This window comes from Salipiger bermudensis (assembly GCF_020171625.1).
Classification (GTDB): Bacteria; Pseudomonadota; Alphaproteobacteria; order Rhodobacterales; family Rhodobacteraceae; genus Salipiger; species Salipiger bermudensis_B.
Genome location: NZ_JAIUZY010000027.1, coordinates 1 through 14,215, shown reverse-complemented (window position 1 = coordinate 14,215; position 14,215 = coordinate 1). Strand labels below are relative to the sequence as shown.

The 14,215-nt window shown below is 65.6% G+C and carries 13 protein-coding genes; 8 read left to right on the top strand and 5 right to left on the bottom strand.

The genetic code is table 11. The features are described from left to right. From LCM15_RS22430 to LCM15_RS22420, 3 genes are all read left to right on the top strand, one after another. A partial coding sequence (locus LCM15_RS22430) for a hypothetical protein (protein WP_224860045.1) occupies positions 1-238 on the top strand: 238 nt, incomplete at its 5' end. Between the two features lie 90 nt (positions 239-328). Then, positions 329-1,519, top strand: coding sequence for an MFS transporter (locus tag LCM15_RS22425; protein WP_224860044.1), 1,191 nt, complete (start codon positions 329-331; stop codon positions 1,517-1,519). Positions 1,520-1,539: 20 nt separating this feature from the next. Next, complete coding sequence (locus LCM15_RS22420; RefSeq protein WP_224860043.1) at positions 1,540-1,977, top strand: cyclophilin-like fold protein; 438 nt, start codon at positions 1,540-1,542, stop codon at positions 1,975-1,977. A gap of 224 nt (positions 1,978-2,201) precedes the next feature. On the opposite strand, the gene LCM15_RS22415 is transcribed toward LCM15_RS22420, so the two are convergent. The 4 genes from LCM15_RS22415 to LCM15_RS22400 form a co-directional block, all read right to left on the bottom strand. Then, positions 2,202-3,116 carry an AraC family transcriptional regulator gene (locus tag LCM15_RS22415; protein ID WP_224860042.1) on the bottom strand — a complete coding sequence of 305 codons (915 nt, stop codon included), beginning with the start codon at positions 3,114-3,116 and terminating at the stop codon, positions 2,202-2,204. Between the two features lie 56 nt (positions 3,117-3,172). Next, on the bottom strand, positions 3,173-4,129 hold the full coding sequence (locus LCM15_RS22410; protein WP_224860041.1) for an alpha/beta hydrolase: 957 nt from the start codon (positions 4,127-4,129) through the stop codon (positions 3,173-3,175). Positions 4,130-4,491: 362 nt separating this feature from the next. Then, a complete protein-coding gene (locus LCM15_RS22405; protein WP_224860040.1) occupies positions 4,492-5,697 on the bottom strand; it encodes an MFS transporter in 1,206 nt (401 codons plus the stop codon). Positions 5,698-5,910: 213 nt separating this feature from the next. Then, a complete protein-coding gene (locus tag LCM15_RS22400) occupies positions 5,911-8,304 on the bottom strand; it encodes a membrane-bound PQQ-dependent dehydrogenase, glucose/quinate/shikimate family (RefSeq protein ID WP_224860039.1) in 2,394 nt (797 codons plus the stop codon). 385 nt (positions 8,305-8,689) lie between these two features. Between LCM15_RS22400 and paoA the strand changes: the two genes are divergently transcribed. The 5 genes from paoA (at position 8,690) to LCM15_RS22375 (ending at position 13,871) form a co-directional block, all read left to right on the top strand. Beyond that, the gene (paoA, locus tag LCM15_RS22395) at positions 8,690-9,340 is read left to right on the top strand and encodes an aldehyde dehydrogenase iron-sulfur subunit PaoA (protein ID WP_224860038.1); all 651 of its coding nucleotides are present in this window, start codon (positions 8,690-8,692) and stop codon (positions 9,338-9,340) included. Continuing rightward, entirely contained in the window at positions 9,337-10,287 is a 951-nt protein-coding gene (locus LCM15_RS22390; protein ID WP_224860037.1) for an FAD binding domain-containing protein, read from the top strand. The genes paoA and LCM15_RS22390 overlap by 4 nt, the downstream gene beginning before the upstream one ends. Positions 10,288-10,291: 4 nt before the next feature. After that, entirely contained in the window at positions 10,292-12,478 is a 2,187-nt protein-coding gene (locus LCM15_RS22385; RefSeq protein WP_224860036.1) for a xanthine dehydrogenase family protein molybdopterin-binding subunit, read from the top strand. 209 nt (positions 12,479-12,687) lie between these two features. After that, positions 12,688-13,056 (top strand): DUF2255 family protein, encoded by a 369-nt coding sequence (locus LCM15_RS22380; protein WP_224860035.1) that lies wholly within the window; start codon positions 12,688-12,690, stop codon positions 13,054-13,056. 47 nt (positions 13,057-13,103) lie between these two features. Further along, positions 13,104-13,871, top strand: coding sequence for an SDR family NAD(P)-dependent oxidoreductase (locus LCM15_RS22375; protein ID WP_224860034.1), 768 nt, complete (start codon positions 13,104-13,106; stop codon positions 13,869-13,871). An 85-nt stretch (positions 13,872-13,956) separates the two neighbouring features. Here LCM15_RS22375 and LCM15_RS22370 read toward each other — a convergent pair. Continuing rightward, a partial coding sequence (locus LCM15_RS22370; RefSeq protein WP_224860033.1) for a cyclophilin-like fold protein occupies positions 13,957-14,215 on the bottom strand: 259 nt, incomplete at its 5' end.

The following is a 14,215-nucleotide window of genomic DNA, read 5'->3' as shown; positions in this document are numbered from 1 at the left end:
TGTAGTCAGACCAGTTGGTGGTGCGGTAGCGGGCGGGCTCGGGCTTGCTCATGCCGCCCGTCTAACTGCATGGATTCGTAATGTGAATCCTTCATGGCGAGAGTTCTGCAACAACGCCGGATCGGTCTCGCGGCGCATTAGATCGCCCTTCCAGAACGCAGCCATGAGCCACATTCATCAAAGCGAGAGGACAGGCTCGGTGCCACGTATGTCGGGTTTCGAGGGCTTCTATCTGTGAGGCTCATGACTGCATTGCGAATTACCGCATAATCGGCCGCGCGAATTCAGGGTAACCGAGGTGCAGGACGACCTCGCAAGGATTAAACGATTGTCGGACATCAGCCTTGGAACACCCGAGATTGCGGGCAAGGCCCTTTGGGGCGCGGTACTTTCGATGTCGCTCTGCGTGGCTTTGCTCATCGCGTCGGAATTCATGCCTGTCAGCCTGCTCACCCCGATGGCCGAGGGGCTCGGGGCGAGTGTCGGGCAGACCGGGCAGGCGATCTCGATCAGCGGCCTCTTTGCCGTGGCCACCAGCCTTCTCATCACCACCGCCGTGGGCCGGGTGAACCGCAAGTCCGTGCTTGTCGGGCTGACCGGGTTGATGCTGCTGTCGCTGGTCGTCGTCGCGGCGGCGCCGTCCTTTTCGGTGCTCATGCTGGGGCGGGCCCTGCTGGGCGTTTGCGTCGGCGGGTTCTGGTCTCTCGCCACCTCGATCCTGATGCGGCTCGTCCCGGAAGGTGAGGTTCCGAAGGCGCTTGGGCTGATGTACGGCGGGCAGGCCATCGCAGCCGCCTTTGCTGCCCCAATCGGGAGCTACCTCGGCGAGGTGATAGGCTGGCGCGGCGTGTTCTGGGCGCTGACGCCGCTGGTGGCGGCGAACCTCGTCTGGCATCTGGTCGCCCTCCCGTCACTGCCGGCGCGTGACCGTCAGAGCTTTGCCAGCTTCGGGGTGCTCTTCTCCCGCGGCTATTTCCGGCGCGGCCTTCTGGCGGTGACCTTCACTTGGGGTTCGGCCTTCACCATGTTCACTTACCTACGGCCGTTCCTTGAGCAGGTCACTGGCGTAGGCGTGGAGGCGCTTTCGGTCCTGCTGCTGGTTCTCGGAGGCGCAGGCTTCGTCGGCTCCTGGTTGTCGGGCCGCCTGGTCGGTGGCCGCGTCGAGCGAATGCTGTGCCTGCCCGCGCTGGTGATGGGCGGCTGCACCTCCGGGCTATTGCTCTTTGGCGCTGCGCCGGTCGCTGCCGGGATGTTGCTGGCGCTCTGGGGTGCGATGAACACCGCGATGTCGGTGATCTGGATGAGCTGGATGTCGCGCAACGCCGACGATCTGCCCGAGGCGGCGGGGGGGCTGATGGTCGCGGTCATACAGGCGTCCATCCTGCTCGGCGGCATGGTCGGTGGCCTGCTTCTCGACCAGTTCTCGGTCGTCGCGACGTTTTGGGGAAGCGTCATGTTGGCCTTGGTTGCGGTGGCCCTCACGGGAGGCGGCCGCCATCTTCTGAAACCCTCGCGCTGAACCGGAGGAGAGCTGATCACATGACTGCAACGACACGTCCGACCCGCCGCAGCCTTGTCACCGGAGCTGCCGCGAGCCTTCTGGTTCCGGCGGTGGCGCGGGCGCAGGCCCTACGCCTGCAATTTCGCTTCGACGATCAGGTCGCGACCTACACGCTCTTCGACAATCCCACGGTGCGGGACCTCCTGTCGCTGCTGCCGCTGGCGCTGGAAATCGAGGATTTCTCGACCAACGAGAAGATCGTGCATCTGCCGCGCCGCCTCGACGAGGGGGGCTTCGAGGCGTTCGGCGACGAGACACCGGGCGACCTGTGCTACTTCCTCGGCTGGGGAAACCTCGCGCTGTTCCACGGCGAATACACCTTCCGCAACGACCTGATCCGGCTGGGCCATATCGAGGGTCCCGTGGAGCCGCTGCTGCACAACGGCACCTATCCCGTCCGGATCGAGACAATCTGATAGCCGGGCAAGGCGCGTCCGGGCGGCGTTCGGAGGGTCCTTGCACTGCGGGCCCGGAAGCCGCAGGCCGGAGCTTGCGCCTGCGTCTGGTGACCGGTGGCCGGAATGGCCCGGGCCTGCAAGAACCAGCATCCCTGCGAACAGCGGCACGTCCGCAAAAGCACGGCCGCGGTCGGATGCTCGTCAGCAGCAGGGCGCCCTATATCCAAGGGCGGTCCGGGGCGTTATTGCGCCACCTCAAGCCGCAACTGATCGATGTCCCGCTTGGGCGGGTTGCCGAAGAGCCGCGCATATTCCCTGCTGAACTGCGAGGGGCTCTCGTAGCCCACGCGGTAGGAGGCGCTGGCGGCATCCAGATGGTCGTTCAGCATCAGCTGCCGCGCTTCATTCAGACGGAGCCATTTCTGGTACCTCAGCGGACTCATCGTTGTCAGCTCGCGGAAGTGCTGGTGGAAGGTCGAGGCGCTCATCTGCGCGCGCTCGGCCAGATCCTCGACACGCAGTGGCTCGGCGTAGTGCAGCTTCATCCAGTTGAGAAGCGCCAGGATACGCTGGTTCGGGCTGCCCGCGGCCACGAAGGACCACAGTCGATCTCCCTGATCGCTCAGAAGGAGGCGGTAGTGGATCTCCTGCAGGATCAGCGGCGCGAGCACGGGGATGGCTCCGGGTTCATCCAGAAGGGCGACGAGCCGTTCGAGCGGGGAGATCAGCTCGGGCGTCACTGTGCCCACAGCGACGCTGCTGCGGTCGGTCTTCTGGTGCGGCGGCGTCACGTTGCGGGCGACCATTTCGGCCAGCATGCGCTGATCGAGCTTCATCACCAGGCCAAGGCAGGGCGCGTCGGGGCTGGCCTCGATGATTTGTGTCTGCCCGGGAATTTCCAGCGACGTGATGAGAAACCCCGAAGGATCATAGCGGTGCGGCGCGCCGCCGACGAACATCTGCTTGGCACCCTGCGCCACGACGAGCAGCGCGGGCTCCACCAGGCAGAGGTCCGGCTCGGTCGGCCGGGTGCGCCGGAAGAAGCTCAGGCTCTCGATCGGGGTGGAGGCGTCCTCCGACGTGCCGGACCACGCCTGGATCATCTGCGCCAGTTTTGCGTGCGGCTCTCGTCCGTATTGGATGTCGGGGTCGCTCATCTGCCTGATGTCCAAATAAAGATGCGGAGCCACCCGAAGGTGGCCCCGCGGTTTTATCACAGGTTCTCGGTGAAGAAGCTGGTGAACTTGTCGAAGGGGATTTTGTCCATCTGGTCGTAGAGGTCGGTGTGGGTCGCATCCTTCACGATGAACAGTTCCTTGGGCTCGGCCGCATTGGCATAGGCGGTTTCGCTGAAGTAGAGCGAGTGTGCTGCCGAGCCGTGGACGAGCAGCACCGGGCGCGGCGCGATCTCGTCGATGTAGGTGAGCAGCGGCATGTTCATGAATGACAGCGGCGTGGTCAGCGTCCAGGAGCCGTTGGAGTTGACCGAACGCGCGTGGAAACCGCGGTTTTCGTCGGTGTAGTAGGCCGCATATTCCTTCGCGAACTGCGGCGCGTCCTCCGGCAGGTTCTGCAGCGCGGTCGGGCCGTAGGCGGCGGTGCCCGCCTCGGCATCCGCCCAACGCTGCGCATTGAGTGCCTTGCGGCCTTCGATGCGCTGTTCTTTCGTGGTGCTGTCGAAGTAGCCCTGCGACATCATGCGGCTGATGTCGTACATGGTGGTGGCGGCAACCGCCTTGATGCGCGGATCGGCTGCGGCCGCGTTCAGGCCCATGCCGCCGAAGCCGCAGATCCCGAGGATGCCGATGCGCTCGCGGTCGACGCCTGCCAGCAGGCCAAGGAAATCGACGGCGGCGCTGAAATCTTCGGTGTTGATCTCGGGCGAGGCCAGATCGCGGGGCTGGCCACCACTTTCTCCAGTGTAGGAGGCGTCGAAGGCAAGGGTGACGAAGCCGCGCTCGGCCAGGGTCTGGGCGTGCAGGCCGGAGGATTGCTCCTTCACGGCGCCGAAGGGGCCGCTGACGGCGATGGCCGCGAAGGGGCCTTCGGCCTTAGGTGTGTAAAGATCGCCCGCGAGTGTGATGCCGTAGCGGTTCGTGAAGGTGACCTTCTTGTGGTCGACTTTGTCGCTTTTCGGGAAGGTCTTGTCCCAGTCCTGAGTGAGTTCCATCGTGTGTCCTTTCGAAGACGGAGCGCTGACAGGCGCGTCGGCGTTGAAGCTCAGATAGTCCAGCGGGACCGGACACAGATAGACCATTCCGGCGGCATCCTTGCCTGATCCTCCGAAGGTTGGGCGAATTTGCAAAACGGCGTGGTTTGAGGGCGGGCTTGGCACCCTGTTTCGCAGGACTTGGCGGCACCGCGAAACTATCCGGGAGCTCGCTCAATGCGGCTCAAGCAGAAATCGGTCTTGCTGCCGCAGCGCCGGTAGCCGGTTCCGAAGTTGGCGCTCTCGCCTTCCGTCGATCCGTCGTCCGAAGCCGCCCGTGCGGTTCTGGACAAAGCGGGCGAGACTTGGCCGTTCAAAAGCTCTCAAGTCTCAAGAGTTTTGGCAGATGCCACCGCACCTTTCTGCAATCGCAGGGCAAGACAACCCAACAGGGCCAGCAGGGCACCGGCCACCGGGACCGTGCCGACCCCAAAGCCGAGACCGATCACCGCGCCGCCCACTGCCGCGCCTACCGCATTGCCGAGGTTGAAGGCGGCGATGTTCATGGCTGCGGCCAGGCTCGGTGCTTCGGCTGCGGCGTGCATGGCGCGCATTTGGAGTGCCGGGACGCAGGCGAAGGCTGCGGTTGACCAGGCGAGAAAGCCTAGGATGGTGCCCGCGGTCGTGCTGCAGACGAAAGGCAGTGCCAGCGAGGTCAGTGCCAGGGCACTCATCGCCTGTGCGGCACCACGCTCAAGCGAGTGGTCAGCCAGTTCGCCGCCCAGCCAGTTTCCAAGAGTCAGCCCCAGCCCGACCAACACGAGCATCAGCGTCACGAAGCGCGAGGTGGCTCCCGCGATCTCCTGTAGGAAAGGCGCGACATATGTGTAGACCGCAAAGAAGCCGCCCGCGAAGAGCACGGTGGCGGCAAGGGTCGCGAGCATCCGGGGGCGCAGCAAGGTCGCAAGCTCGCGCTTCGCATCGGGGCGCGGCTGCGGTCCGGTCTCGGGCAGGGCGCGCGCAAGGGCGATTAGCGCCAGCACGCCGAGCACCACCGTCACGGCAAAGGCCGCGCGCCAGCCGATGGTCTCGCCCATCCAGGCCGAGGCGGGCACGCCGCCGATATTGGCGATGCTGGTGCCCATGAACATGATCGCTAGCGCGCTCGCGCGGCGCTCGGGCGGGACCAATGAGGTTGCCGCCACCGCGCCGAACCCGAAGAAGGCACCTTGGCACAGGGAGGTCAGCACGCGCCCAGCCATCAGCGACCAGTAGTCGGGGGCCAGCGTCGAGACGAGGTTGCCGAGGGTGAAGATCGCCATGGTGATGATCAGCGCGCGACGTTGTCCGAAGCGCGCGAGATAGAGCGTCATAAACGGCGCGCTGACCATCACGCCGACGGCATAGGCAGTGACCAGCTGGCCAGCCGCTGGGATCGAAACGTCAATGCCGTCCGCGATGGCGGGCAGCATGCCCATGGGGGCAAACTCGGTGGTGCCGATGCCGAAGGCGCCGAGGCCGATCGCAAGGAGCGCAAGGCGCGGCGAAAGGCCAGCTCCGGGGGCAATCGAGGAGGTTGCCTGGGACATGGGAGGCGTGTCCTTCTGAATCTCTGGGGGGATATGAGCGGATTGCGACACTTGTACGCCGGGCCTCGGGTGGCGCGGTATAGCCGCATAACTTCTGCCAGTGATGACTGTCTGTCATGAAAGCGGCAAAGACGATACGGCCCGGCGCCTCGCGAGGAGGCGCCGGGCCGCCGCGTTTGATGGCGCGGCCCCAGGGGCCGCGCCGGTCGTGGGTTAATCGGGCAGGGCGAAGGCCACGATGTAGTCGCCGCGAATGTTGGTGGCGCGGTTGCCACCGGCGGTGATCGCCAGGAACTGGCGGCCGCTTTCCGGGGAGACATAAGTCATAGGGGTGGTCTCGCCGCCGACCGGGAGGCGGCCCTTCCACAGTTCTTCACCGGTCTCGGCGTCGAGTGCGCGGATGTAATAGTCCTGCGTGCCGGCCATGAAGACGAGGCCCGACGCTGTGGAGACCGAACCGCCAAGGGTCGGCAGGCCCAGCGGGATTTTCAGACCCGTGGGCAGGCCCATGGGGCCGGCATCCTGGATCGTGCCGAGCGGCTTGGACCAGACCACCTCGCGGGTGTTCAGATCGACAGCCGAGAGCGTGCCGTAAGGAGGCTCCTGGCAGGGCACGCCGAGCGGCGACATGAAGCGGTCCTGCTGCAGGCCCCAAGGGGTGCCGTGCTGCGGGGCGCTGCCGCCGTGGGTCTCGCCGGACTCGGCCAGCGCGTCGAATGTGTCGCGCGGGATGAGACGGCTGATGATCGGGATGCGGATGTCGTTGACGATCATCAGGCCCCGGTCCTCGGCGATCGAGACCGACCCCCAGTTCATGCCGCCCGACCAGCCGGGATAGATGATCGTCGGCTCTGTGGTCAGCGGCGTGAAGTCGCCCTCGTAGCGCGCCGACTTGAAGCGGATGCGGCAGTAGAGCTGGTCCAGCAGCGTAGCGCCCCACATGCGCGACTCCGTCAGCTGCTCAGTCCCGAAGGAGGGCAGGCCCACGGAATAGGGCTGGGTCGGCGAGTAGGTCTCATTGTCGACGCCGTCGGTGGGGACAGGGCGCTCCTCGACTTCGGCGATGGGCTCGCCGGTCTCGCGGTTCAGCATGAAGATCTGGCCGCGCTTGGTCGGCTGGAGCACCGCGGGAATGGTGCCGCCATTGCCGTCCGGGACATCGTAGAGCACCGGCTGCGAGGCCACGTCGTAATCCCACAGATCGTGGTGCGTGGTCTGGAAGTGCCAGCGCTCGCGCCCGGTCTCGATGTCGAGCGCCACGACCGAGGAGGAGTACTCGTTTGCCGCATCCGACCGGTGCCCGCCCCAGAAGTCGGGGGTGGCGTTGCCGACCGGCAGGAACACGAGACCCAGCTCGTCGTCATAGGACATGGTCGACCAGACGTTCGGTGTGCCGCGAGAATAGCTCTCACCCTCGGGCGGCATCATGGTGATGTCCGGGTTGCCCAGATCCCAGGCCCAGACCAGCTCTGCGGTACGCGCATCGAAGGCACGGATGACACCCGAGGGCTCGCCGACCTCGGCGTTGTCATGCACCCAGCCACCGATCACGATCACGCCGCGACCGACCGTCGGCGAAGACGTCTGGAAGTAGTAGCCCGGCTTCACCTCGCCCATGCCGTTGCGCAGGTCGAAGATGCCATTGTCGCCGAACTCGGCGCAGGGCGCGCCGGTTTCCGCGTCCACCGACACGAGGCGCGCATCGACGGTGCTCGAGATGATCCGCTGCGCGCAGGCCGCGCCCTCGGCCACCGGAGCGAGGTCGCCATTGCGCTCGGCCGGCGTCTGGTTGGAAGTCGCGTCGTAGTAGATCACGCCGCGGCACCGCGGGAAGATATTGCCCTCGGCCTCGGGGTCGAAGGTCCATTCTTCCTCGCCGGTCTCGGCGTTCACTGCGAAGAGGCGGCTGGTGTGGGTGCAGCCGTAAAGCATGCCGTCCACCTGAAGCGGAGTCACGATGTGGCCCTGACCGCCCGACGGCACCTCGCCGGTCCGGTAGGTCCAGGCGACTTCGAGCCCATCGACGTTCTCGGGGGTCAGCTGGTCGAGGGCGCTAAACCGCGAGCCCTCGGCGTTGCCGCCCCAGACCGCCCAGTTCTCGTCCGCGGGGGAGGAGACCCCGGCGCCTGCGACGATGTCACGGTCACCGGACGGGCGCACGATCCATTGCGTCTGGTAGGCCTCGATCACGGTCAGCACGAGCGCGAGGGCGATGATCACCGCACCGAGTTGGGGCAGGCGGAACGACTTGGGGCGCTGCGCGAAATCAAAGGCCGGCAAGAGCAGCAGCGTGACCAGCGCCAGAACGGCTGGCGCTGCAAGGCGCGATATCAGCGGCCAGAGCGTCAGCCCGACATCGAGCAGCGACCAGAGGATGGTTAGCGCGAAGGTCAGCAGCAGCAGGTAGGCTCCGGCCGGGCGGCGGCGTGCCACGAGGATACCCGAGACCACGAGCGCCAGCCCGGCGGGCGCAAAGTAGAGTGAACCGCCCAGCATAAGCAGGCGGACACCACCAACCATCAGGAAGAGGCCGGTTGCGAGGAGGACAAGTCCGAGGATCAGAAGGGTGACCTTCTTCCACGGACTTGCAGAGGGTGTTTCTTGCATGTCTTTACGTTCCTGGAGTGTCTTCGGCGTCTCCCAGACGGCGTCCGGACGGGACCGTCGCGGAGCGCGCTCCTCCCGTTGCCGATCACAAAACCGCAAGGAAACGTCGCGGCTTTGTGATCCTCCTGCGACAAACTGACTATGGGGCAATCGCTCATCCGGTTCATGAGCTGCATTGCTGAATTTCCCGAAATTCGGAGGCTTAGACCAACGGGCTCGCGCGAACGCGCAACCGATCCGATTGGTTTCATGAATCTGGCTAATGCCGGCATTGAGCCAGACGAAGTTGGACAAAGCCATCCGGAGCCGCACCCTCCTCCTCAAATTTCGCGCGGCGCCTCCTTCGATCCATTGCGGCGTGCTCCATCGACAGGAAGGAACTCCGATGTCCCCACCCATCGAATTTGAACTCCGCCGCCGGACCCTACTGGCCGGAAGTGCGGCTATCGCCATGAGCGCTGCCAGCGGGCAGCGCAGCGCAGCGCAGACCGTGACACCAACGGGCACACCCGTCGGTCCCGAAAGCACAGCCGTCACGCTGACGGTGAACGGTGAAGAGCGCGAGCTGACCGTTGACAACCGCACCACGCTTCTCGACGCGCTGCGCGAGCAGCTGAAGCTCACCGGCACAAAGAAAGGTTGCGACCATGGCCAGTGCGGTGCCTGCACCTGCACGGTGAACGGCCAGCGCATCAATTCGTGCCTGTCGCTGGCGGTGATGCACGATGGCGACGAGGTGAAAACCATCGAGGGGATCGGCACGCCCGAACAGATGGACCCGATGCAGGCGGCCTTTGTCGAGAACGACGGTTTCCAGTGCGGCTACTGCACGCCGGGCCAGATCACCTCGGCGAAATCGGTGATCGAGGAGATCCGCGCCGGCATCCCCAGCCATGTCACCGGCAATCTGACCGCCGAGATAGCGCTGACCGACGCGGAGATCCGCGAGCGCATGTCGGGCAACATCTGCCGCTGCGGCGCCTATGCAAACATTCTCGCCGCCATCACTCAGGTCGCTGAAGGAGACGAGGCATGAGAGCGTTTTCGTACGAGAAGGTGACCGATCCGGCGCAGGCCGCGGCGCGCGCCGCCGAGGTCGAGGGCGCCAAGTTCCTCGCCGGGGGCACCAACCTACTGGATCTGATGAAGCTCGAGATTGAGCGCCCGGCGCATGTGATCGACGTCAACGGCCTTGGCCTCGACGAGATCACCGAAACCGAAGAGGGCGGGCTGCGCATCGGGGCGCTGGTGACCAACACCGCGCTTTCGGCCGACGCCCGCATCCGCCGTAACTATGCAGTGCTGACCCGGGCGATTGCCGCGGGCGCCTCGGGGCAGTTGCGCAACAAGGCGACGACCGGCGGCAACCTGCTGCAGCGCACGCGCTGCCCCTATTTCTACGATACGGCCCAGCCCTGCAACAAACGCGCGCCGGGCTCTGGCTGCGCCGCGCTGAGCGAGGGCGCCTTCTCGCGCCAGCTCGGGGTGATAGGCACGTCGGATGCCTGCATCGCCACGCATCCCTCGGACATGGCGGTGGGCATGCGCGTACTTGACGCGGTGGTCGAAACGGTGACCCCCGAAGGCATGACCCGGAGCATCCCGCTCGAGGAGTTCCATCTGCTGCCCGGCGACACGCCCGAGCGGGAGAACGCGCTGATGCCGGGCGAGCTGATCACCGCGGTGACCCTGCCCGCGCCGGTTGGCGGCGAACAGAAGTACCACAAGGTGCGGGACCGGGCGTCCTATGCCTTTGCACTGGTCTCGGTGGCGCTGATCCGTCAGCCCGACGGTACCGAACGCGTGGCCCTTGGCGGCGTCGCGCCGAAGCCGTGGCGCAGCGCGGCCGCCGACGCCGAGCTGTCCAACGGCGCGGCGGCGGTGATGGCCGAGCTGCTCGGCGGCGCGCGCCCGACCGAGGAGAACGCCTTCAAGATCACCCTGGCCGAGCGCACGCTCGCGGCCATGCTGGCAGAGGAGTGACGCCATGAAATTCGACAAAGCAGCAGGCGAGAACACCCTGTTCGACAATGCCGAGTTCGTCGGTCGTCCGACGCACCGCATCGATGGCCCGCTCAAGGTCACCGGCACTGCGCCTTACGCCTACGAGCGACACGATGTGGTCGAGGGCCAGCTCTACGGCTACCCGCTGGGAAGCGCGATCAGCCACGGGCTTATCGTGTCGATGGATGCCGAGGCCGCGCGCAATGCGCCCGGCGTGCGGGCGGTTGTCACCACTCTGGAGATCGATCCGCTCGAGAAGGGCATGAACAACGTCGCGCGCCTTTTTGGCGGCGCCGAGGTGCAGCACTATCATCAGGCGATTGCCGTGGTAGTGGCCGACAGCTTCGAGCAGGCGCGTGCAGCGGCCTCGCTGATCGAGGTCGAGTACGAAAAGGGCGATCCGGCGGACTATGACCTTGGCGCCGCCTTCGAAAGGCTGCAGGGCTCGGGCGAGATGGACACCGACACCGGCGACGTCGAAGCGGCCTTTTCCAGCGCGGCCGCGCTGCTGGACGAGATGTACCACACGCCTTCGCAGTCGCACATGGCGATGGAGCCGCATGCCTCGATCGTTGACTGGTCGGACGGTGACCAGATGACCGTCTGGACTTCGAACCAGATGATCAACTGGAACCACGGCTCGCTGGCCACCACCTTCGGGCTGGACGAAGACAAGATCCGCGTCGAGAGCCCTTACATAGGCGGCGGCTTCGGGGGCAAGCTCTGGCTCCGCGCGGATGCGGTTCTGGCGGCGCTTGGTTCGCGGGCGGCGGGCGCGCCGGTGAAGCTGGCGCTGCCGCGTCCGTTCATCATGAACAACACCACGCACCGCTCGGAGACCGTGCAGCGCATCCGCCTTGCGGCGGGCGAGGACGGCAAGCTGACCGGAATCTGGCACGAGGCGGCCTCGCATGCGCTGCCCGATGGCCGCGGCGAGGATGCCACGGCGCAGACGCCGTTTTTCTATGCCTCGGACAGCATCCGCGCCAAGCACCACATCGTCACCATGTCGCTGCCCGAGTCCGCCGACATGCGCGCACCGGGCGAGGCCGCGGGCCTGATGGCCTTGGAAGTGGCGATGGACGAGATGGCCGAGAAGCTGGGCATGGATCCGGTGGAATTCCGCAAGGTGAACGACACGCAGGTCAACCCGTCGAACCCGGAGCAGGAATTCTCCGACCGGAATTTCGTCGAATGCCTCGACCGGGGCGCAGAAGCATTCCGCTGGACCGATCGCAACACCGCGCCGGGAGCGACGCGCGACGGCCAATGGCTGGTCGGGCATGGCGTGGCCGGGGCTTACCGCGGCGCGCTGGTGCTGCCGTCGGGGTCAAGGGCGCTGCTTGAGGGCGGTAAGCTGGTGATCGAGACCGACATGACCGACATCGGCACCGGCTCGTACACCATTTTGGCGCAGACCGCCGCCGAGACGATGGGGCTCACTCTCGATGATGTCGAGATGCGCATGGGCAACAGCGCCTACCCGGTGTCCTCGGGCTCGGGCGGTCAGTTCGGCGCCGCGTCCTCCTCGGCGGGTGTCTATGCTGCGTGCATGGCGCTGCGCGAGCGCATCGCCGAGCAGCTTGGCGTCGAGGAAGCGGAGTTCCGTGACGGGCGGGTGATCGCTGGCGACACGGACCGTGCCCTGTCGGAGTTGGAAGGCCAGATCGACGCGGTGGATTCCATCGAGTGGGGTGACTTCCAGTCCGAGTACCAGATGGCCACGTTCGGCGCGCATTTCGTCGAGGTCGGCGTGCATGCCGGCACCGGCGAGACGCGGGTGCGGCGGATGCTGGCGGTCTGCGACTCGGGCCGCATTCTCAACCCGATCACCGCGCGCAGTCAGGTGATCGGCGGGATGACGATGGCCGTCGGCGCTGCCCTTTCCGAGGACATGGCACTGGATAGCGGACGCGGCATGTTCGCCAACCACGACCTCGCGGGTTACGAGGTGGCGGTACATGCCGACATCCCCGAGCAGGAGGTGATCTTTATCGACACGCTCGACCCGGTGGCCTCTCCGCTGAAGGCCAAAGGCGTTGGTGAGCTCGGGGTTTGCGGCGTGGCTGCGGCGGTGGCCAATGCCGTCTACAACGCCACCGGCGTGCGTGTGCGCGAATATCCGGTGACGCTGGACAAGCTGATCGGTGGGCTGCCAGCAATCGGCTGACCGCAGGTCCTGACGATGTCGAACCCCGCAAGGTGCTGCCTTGCGGGGTTTCTTTATGTCGGCACGCGCATGGTTCCATGCGAACCGGTTCTATGAATTGTGCTCATGACCGGCAGTTGCATCGGCGCTCTAATGCCCATGCGGCAGCCTGCTAGATTTCCGGTCGAGCGCTGTGTTCAAGCAGCCGACAGACCGGAAGGAGCACGCCCATGGCTTGGGCCGCTGAATTTTTCGACATGTTCGCGGCAAACGACGGGCTGCGCATCGCGCCGCTGCGCGAGGACCACGCGACCTTCGGCACCCCCACCTACATCTGGGCGGTTATCGCTGAGGGTCGGCTGTTCGTCCGGGCATACAGCGGCGCGGCATCGAGCTGGTACCGCGCCGCGCTGCGCGAAGGTGCAGGACAAGTCCACCTTGCGGGTCAGGTGTTCGACGTGCGCTTCGTTCAAATGGACGAGGCGATGACGCCGGCCATAGATGCCGCCTACCGCGCAAAGTACCCGAGCAGCCCCTATCTCGCGCCGATGGTGTCGGCGCGGGCACGCGGCGCCACGGTCGAAGTTCTGCCGGCCTGACCGGGGCGTTCCTGTCGAATCAGAATAATCCAAGAAGGACCACAGAAATGAAGAAATTGCTTGAGGGTAAGACTGCCGTCGTCACCGGCGCGAGCAAGGGTATCGGCTACGCCATCGCCGATCTCTTCGCCGAAGAGGGCGCCAATGTCGTGCTGACCGCACGCGGGAAAGAGGGCCTCGACAGGGCCGTCGCCAAGATCACGGCAAAGGGACACAATGCGATTGGCGTGGTTGCCGACAGCGCCGACCGCGAGGCCCCGGTGCGGGTGTTCAAGGAGGCCATCGAAGCCTTCGGACAGGTCGACATCATGGTCAACAACGCTGGTGTCGGCGAGATGTACGCGGTCGAGAAGACCACAGACGACCACTTTGACGAGATCATGCAGATCAACCTTGCCGGCCCGTTCCGCTTCTGCCGCGAGGCGATCAACCACATGATGCCCCGTAACGAGGGCCGGATCATCAACGTCAGCTCGGTGAACGGCACCAAGCCGATCTGCGGCGTCGCCTACACGACCACCAAGGGCGGCATCAACACGATGACCCTCAACATCGCCATCCGCCTTTCGGGCACCAACATCCGCTGCAATGCGATCGCGCCGGGCGTGACCGACACCGACGCAGCCCGAGCATGGGCCGCTGGCGAGCAGGACGGTGGCGGCGAGATGCTGGAGTTTTCGGACAAGTACACCAACACCACGGTGCCCTCGACCGAACCGATCGACCAGGCCTACGCGGCGCTCTACCTCGCCTCGGACATGGGCCGCGCGGTGACCGGCCAAGTGATCCAGGTCGACAACGGCCAGTTCCTCTGATCTTTCCGACAACGCGAATGGCCCCGGGTTCTCCTCGGGGCCTTTTTGCTGCGCTCTAATCGCGCGGACTTCGGGCGGGCAGCGGTTACTCCAGAGCTTCCAGGCACAGAGGAAAGGTGCCCTTCACCAGCAGCGGTTCGATCGGGCCGTCGAGCCGACCAAGCCTGACGAGGCCCGGGGAATAGTGGTAGCCCGCGTAGAAGAAAACGATGTCTCCCCAAGGCGCATAGTAGCAGAAATCCCCGGGCTGCTCGTTGCCGAAGGAGCGGGCACCTTCCGTGGTCAGCTTGCGCGGCGGGTAAGCGATCTTCTCGTTGTTCGAGTAGTCCTCAATGCTCAGCTCG

Excerpts from the sequence above, each read along its gene's own strand:
- LCM15_RS22420 (WP_224860043.1), top strand. The coding sequence starts at position 1,540 with ATGACTGCAACGACACGTCCGACCCGCCGCAGCCTTGTCACCGGAGCT.
- LCM15_RS22415 (WP_224860042.1), bottom strand. The coding sequence starts at position 3,116 with ATGAGCGACCCCGACATCCAATACGGACGAGAGCCGCACGCAAAACTG.
- LCM15_RS22410 (WP_224860041.1), bottom strand. The coding sequence starts at position 4,129 with ATGGAACTCACTCAGGACTGGGACAAGACCTTCCCGAAAAGCGACAAA.
- LCM15_RS22405 (WP_224860040.1), bottom strand. The coding sequence starts at position 5,697 with ATGTCCCAGGCAACCTCCTCGATTGCCCCCGGAGCTGGCCTTTCGCCG.
- LCM15_RS22400 (WP_224860039.1), bottom strand. The coding sequence starts at position 8,304 with ATGCAAGAAACACCCTCTGCAAGTCCGTGGAAGAAGGTCACCCTTCTG.
- paoA (WP_224860038.1), top strand. The coding sequence starts at position 8,690 with ATGTCCCCACCCATCGAATTTGAACTCCGCCGCCGGACCCTACTGGCC.
- LCM15_RS22390 (WP_224860037.1), top strand. The coding sequence starts at position 9,337 with ATGAGAGCGTTTTCGTACGAGAAGGTGACCGATCCGGCGCAGGCCGCG.
- LCM15_RS22385 (WP_224860036.1), top strand. The coding sequence starts at position 10,292 with ATGAAATTCGACAAAGCAGCAGGCGAGAACACCCTGTTCGACAATGCC.
- LCM15_RS22380 (WP_224860035.1), top strand. The coding sequence starts at position 12,688 with ATGGCTTGGGCCGCTGAATTTTTCGACATGTTCGCGGCAAACGACGGG.
- LCM15_RS22375 (WP_224860034.1), top strand. The coding sequence starts at position 13,104 with ATGAAGAAATTGCTTGAGGGTAAGACTGCCGTCGTCACCGGCGCGAGC.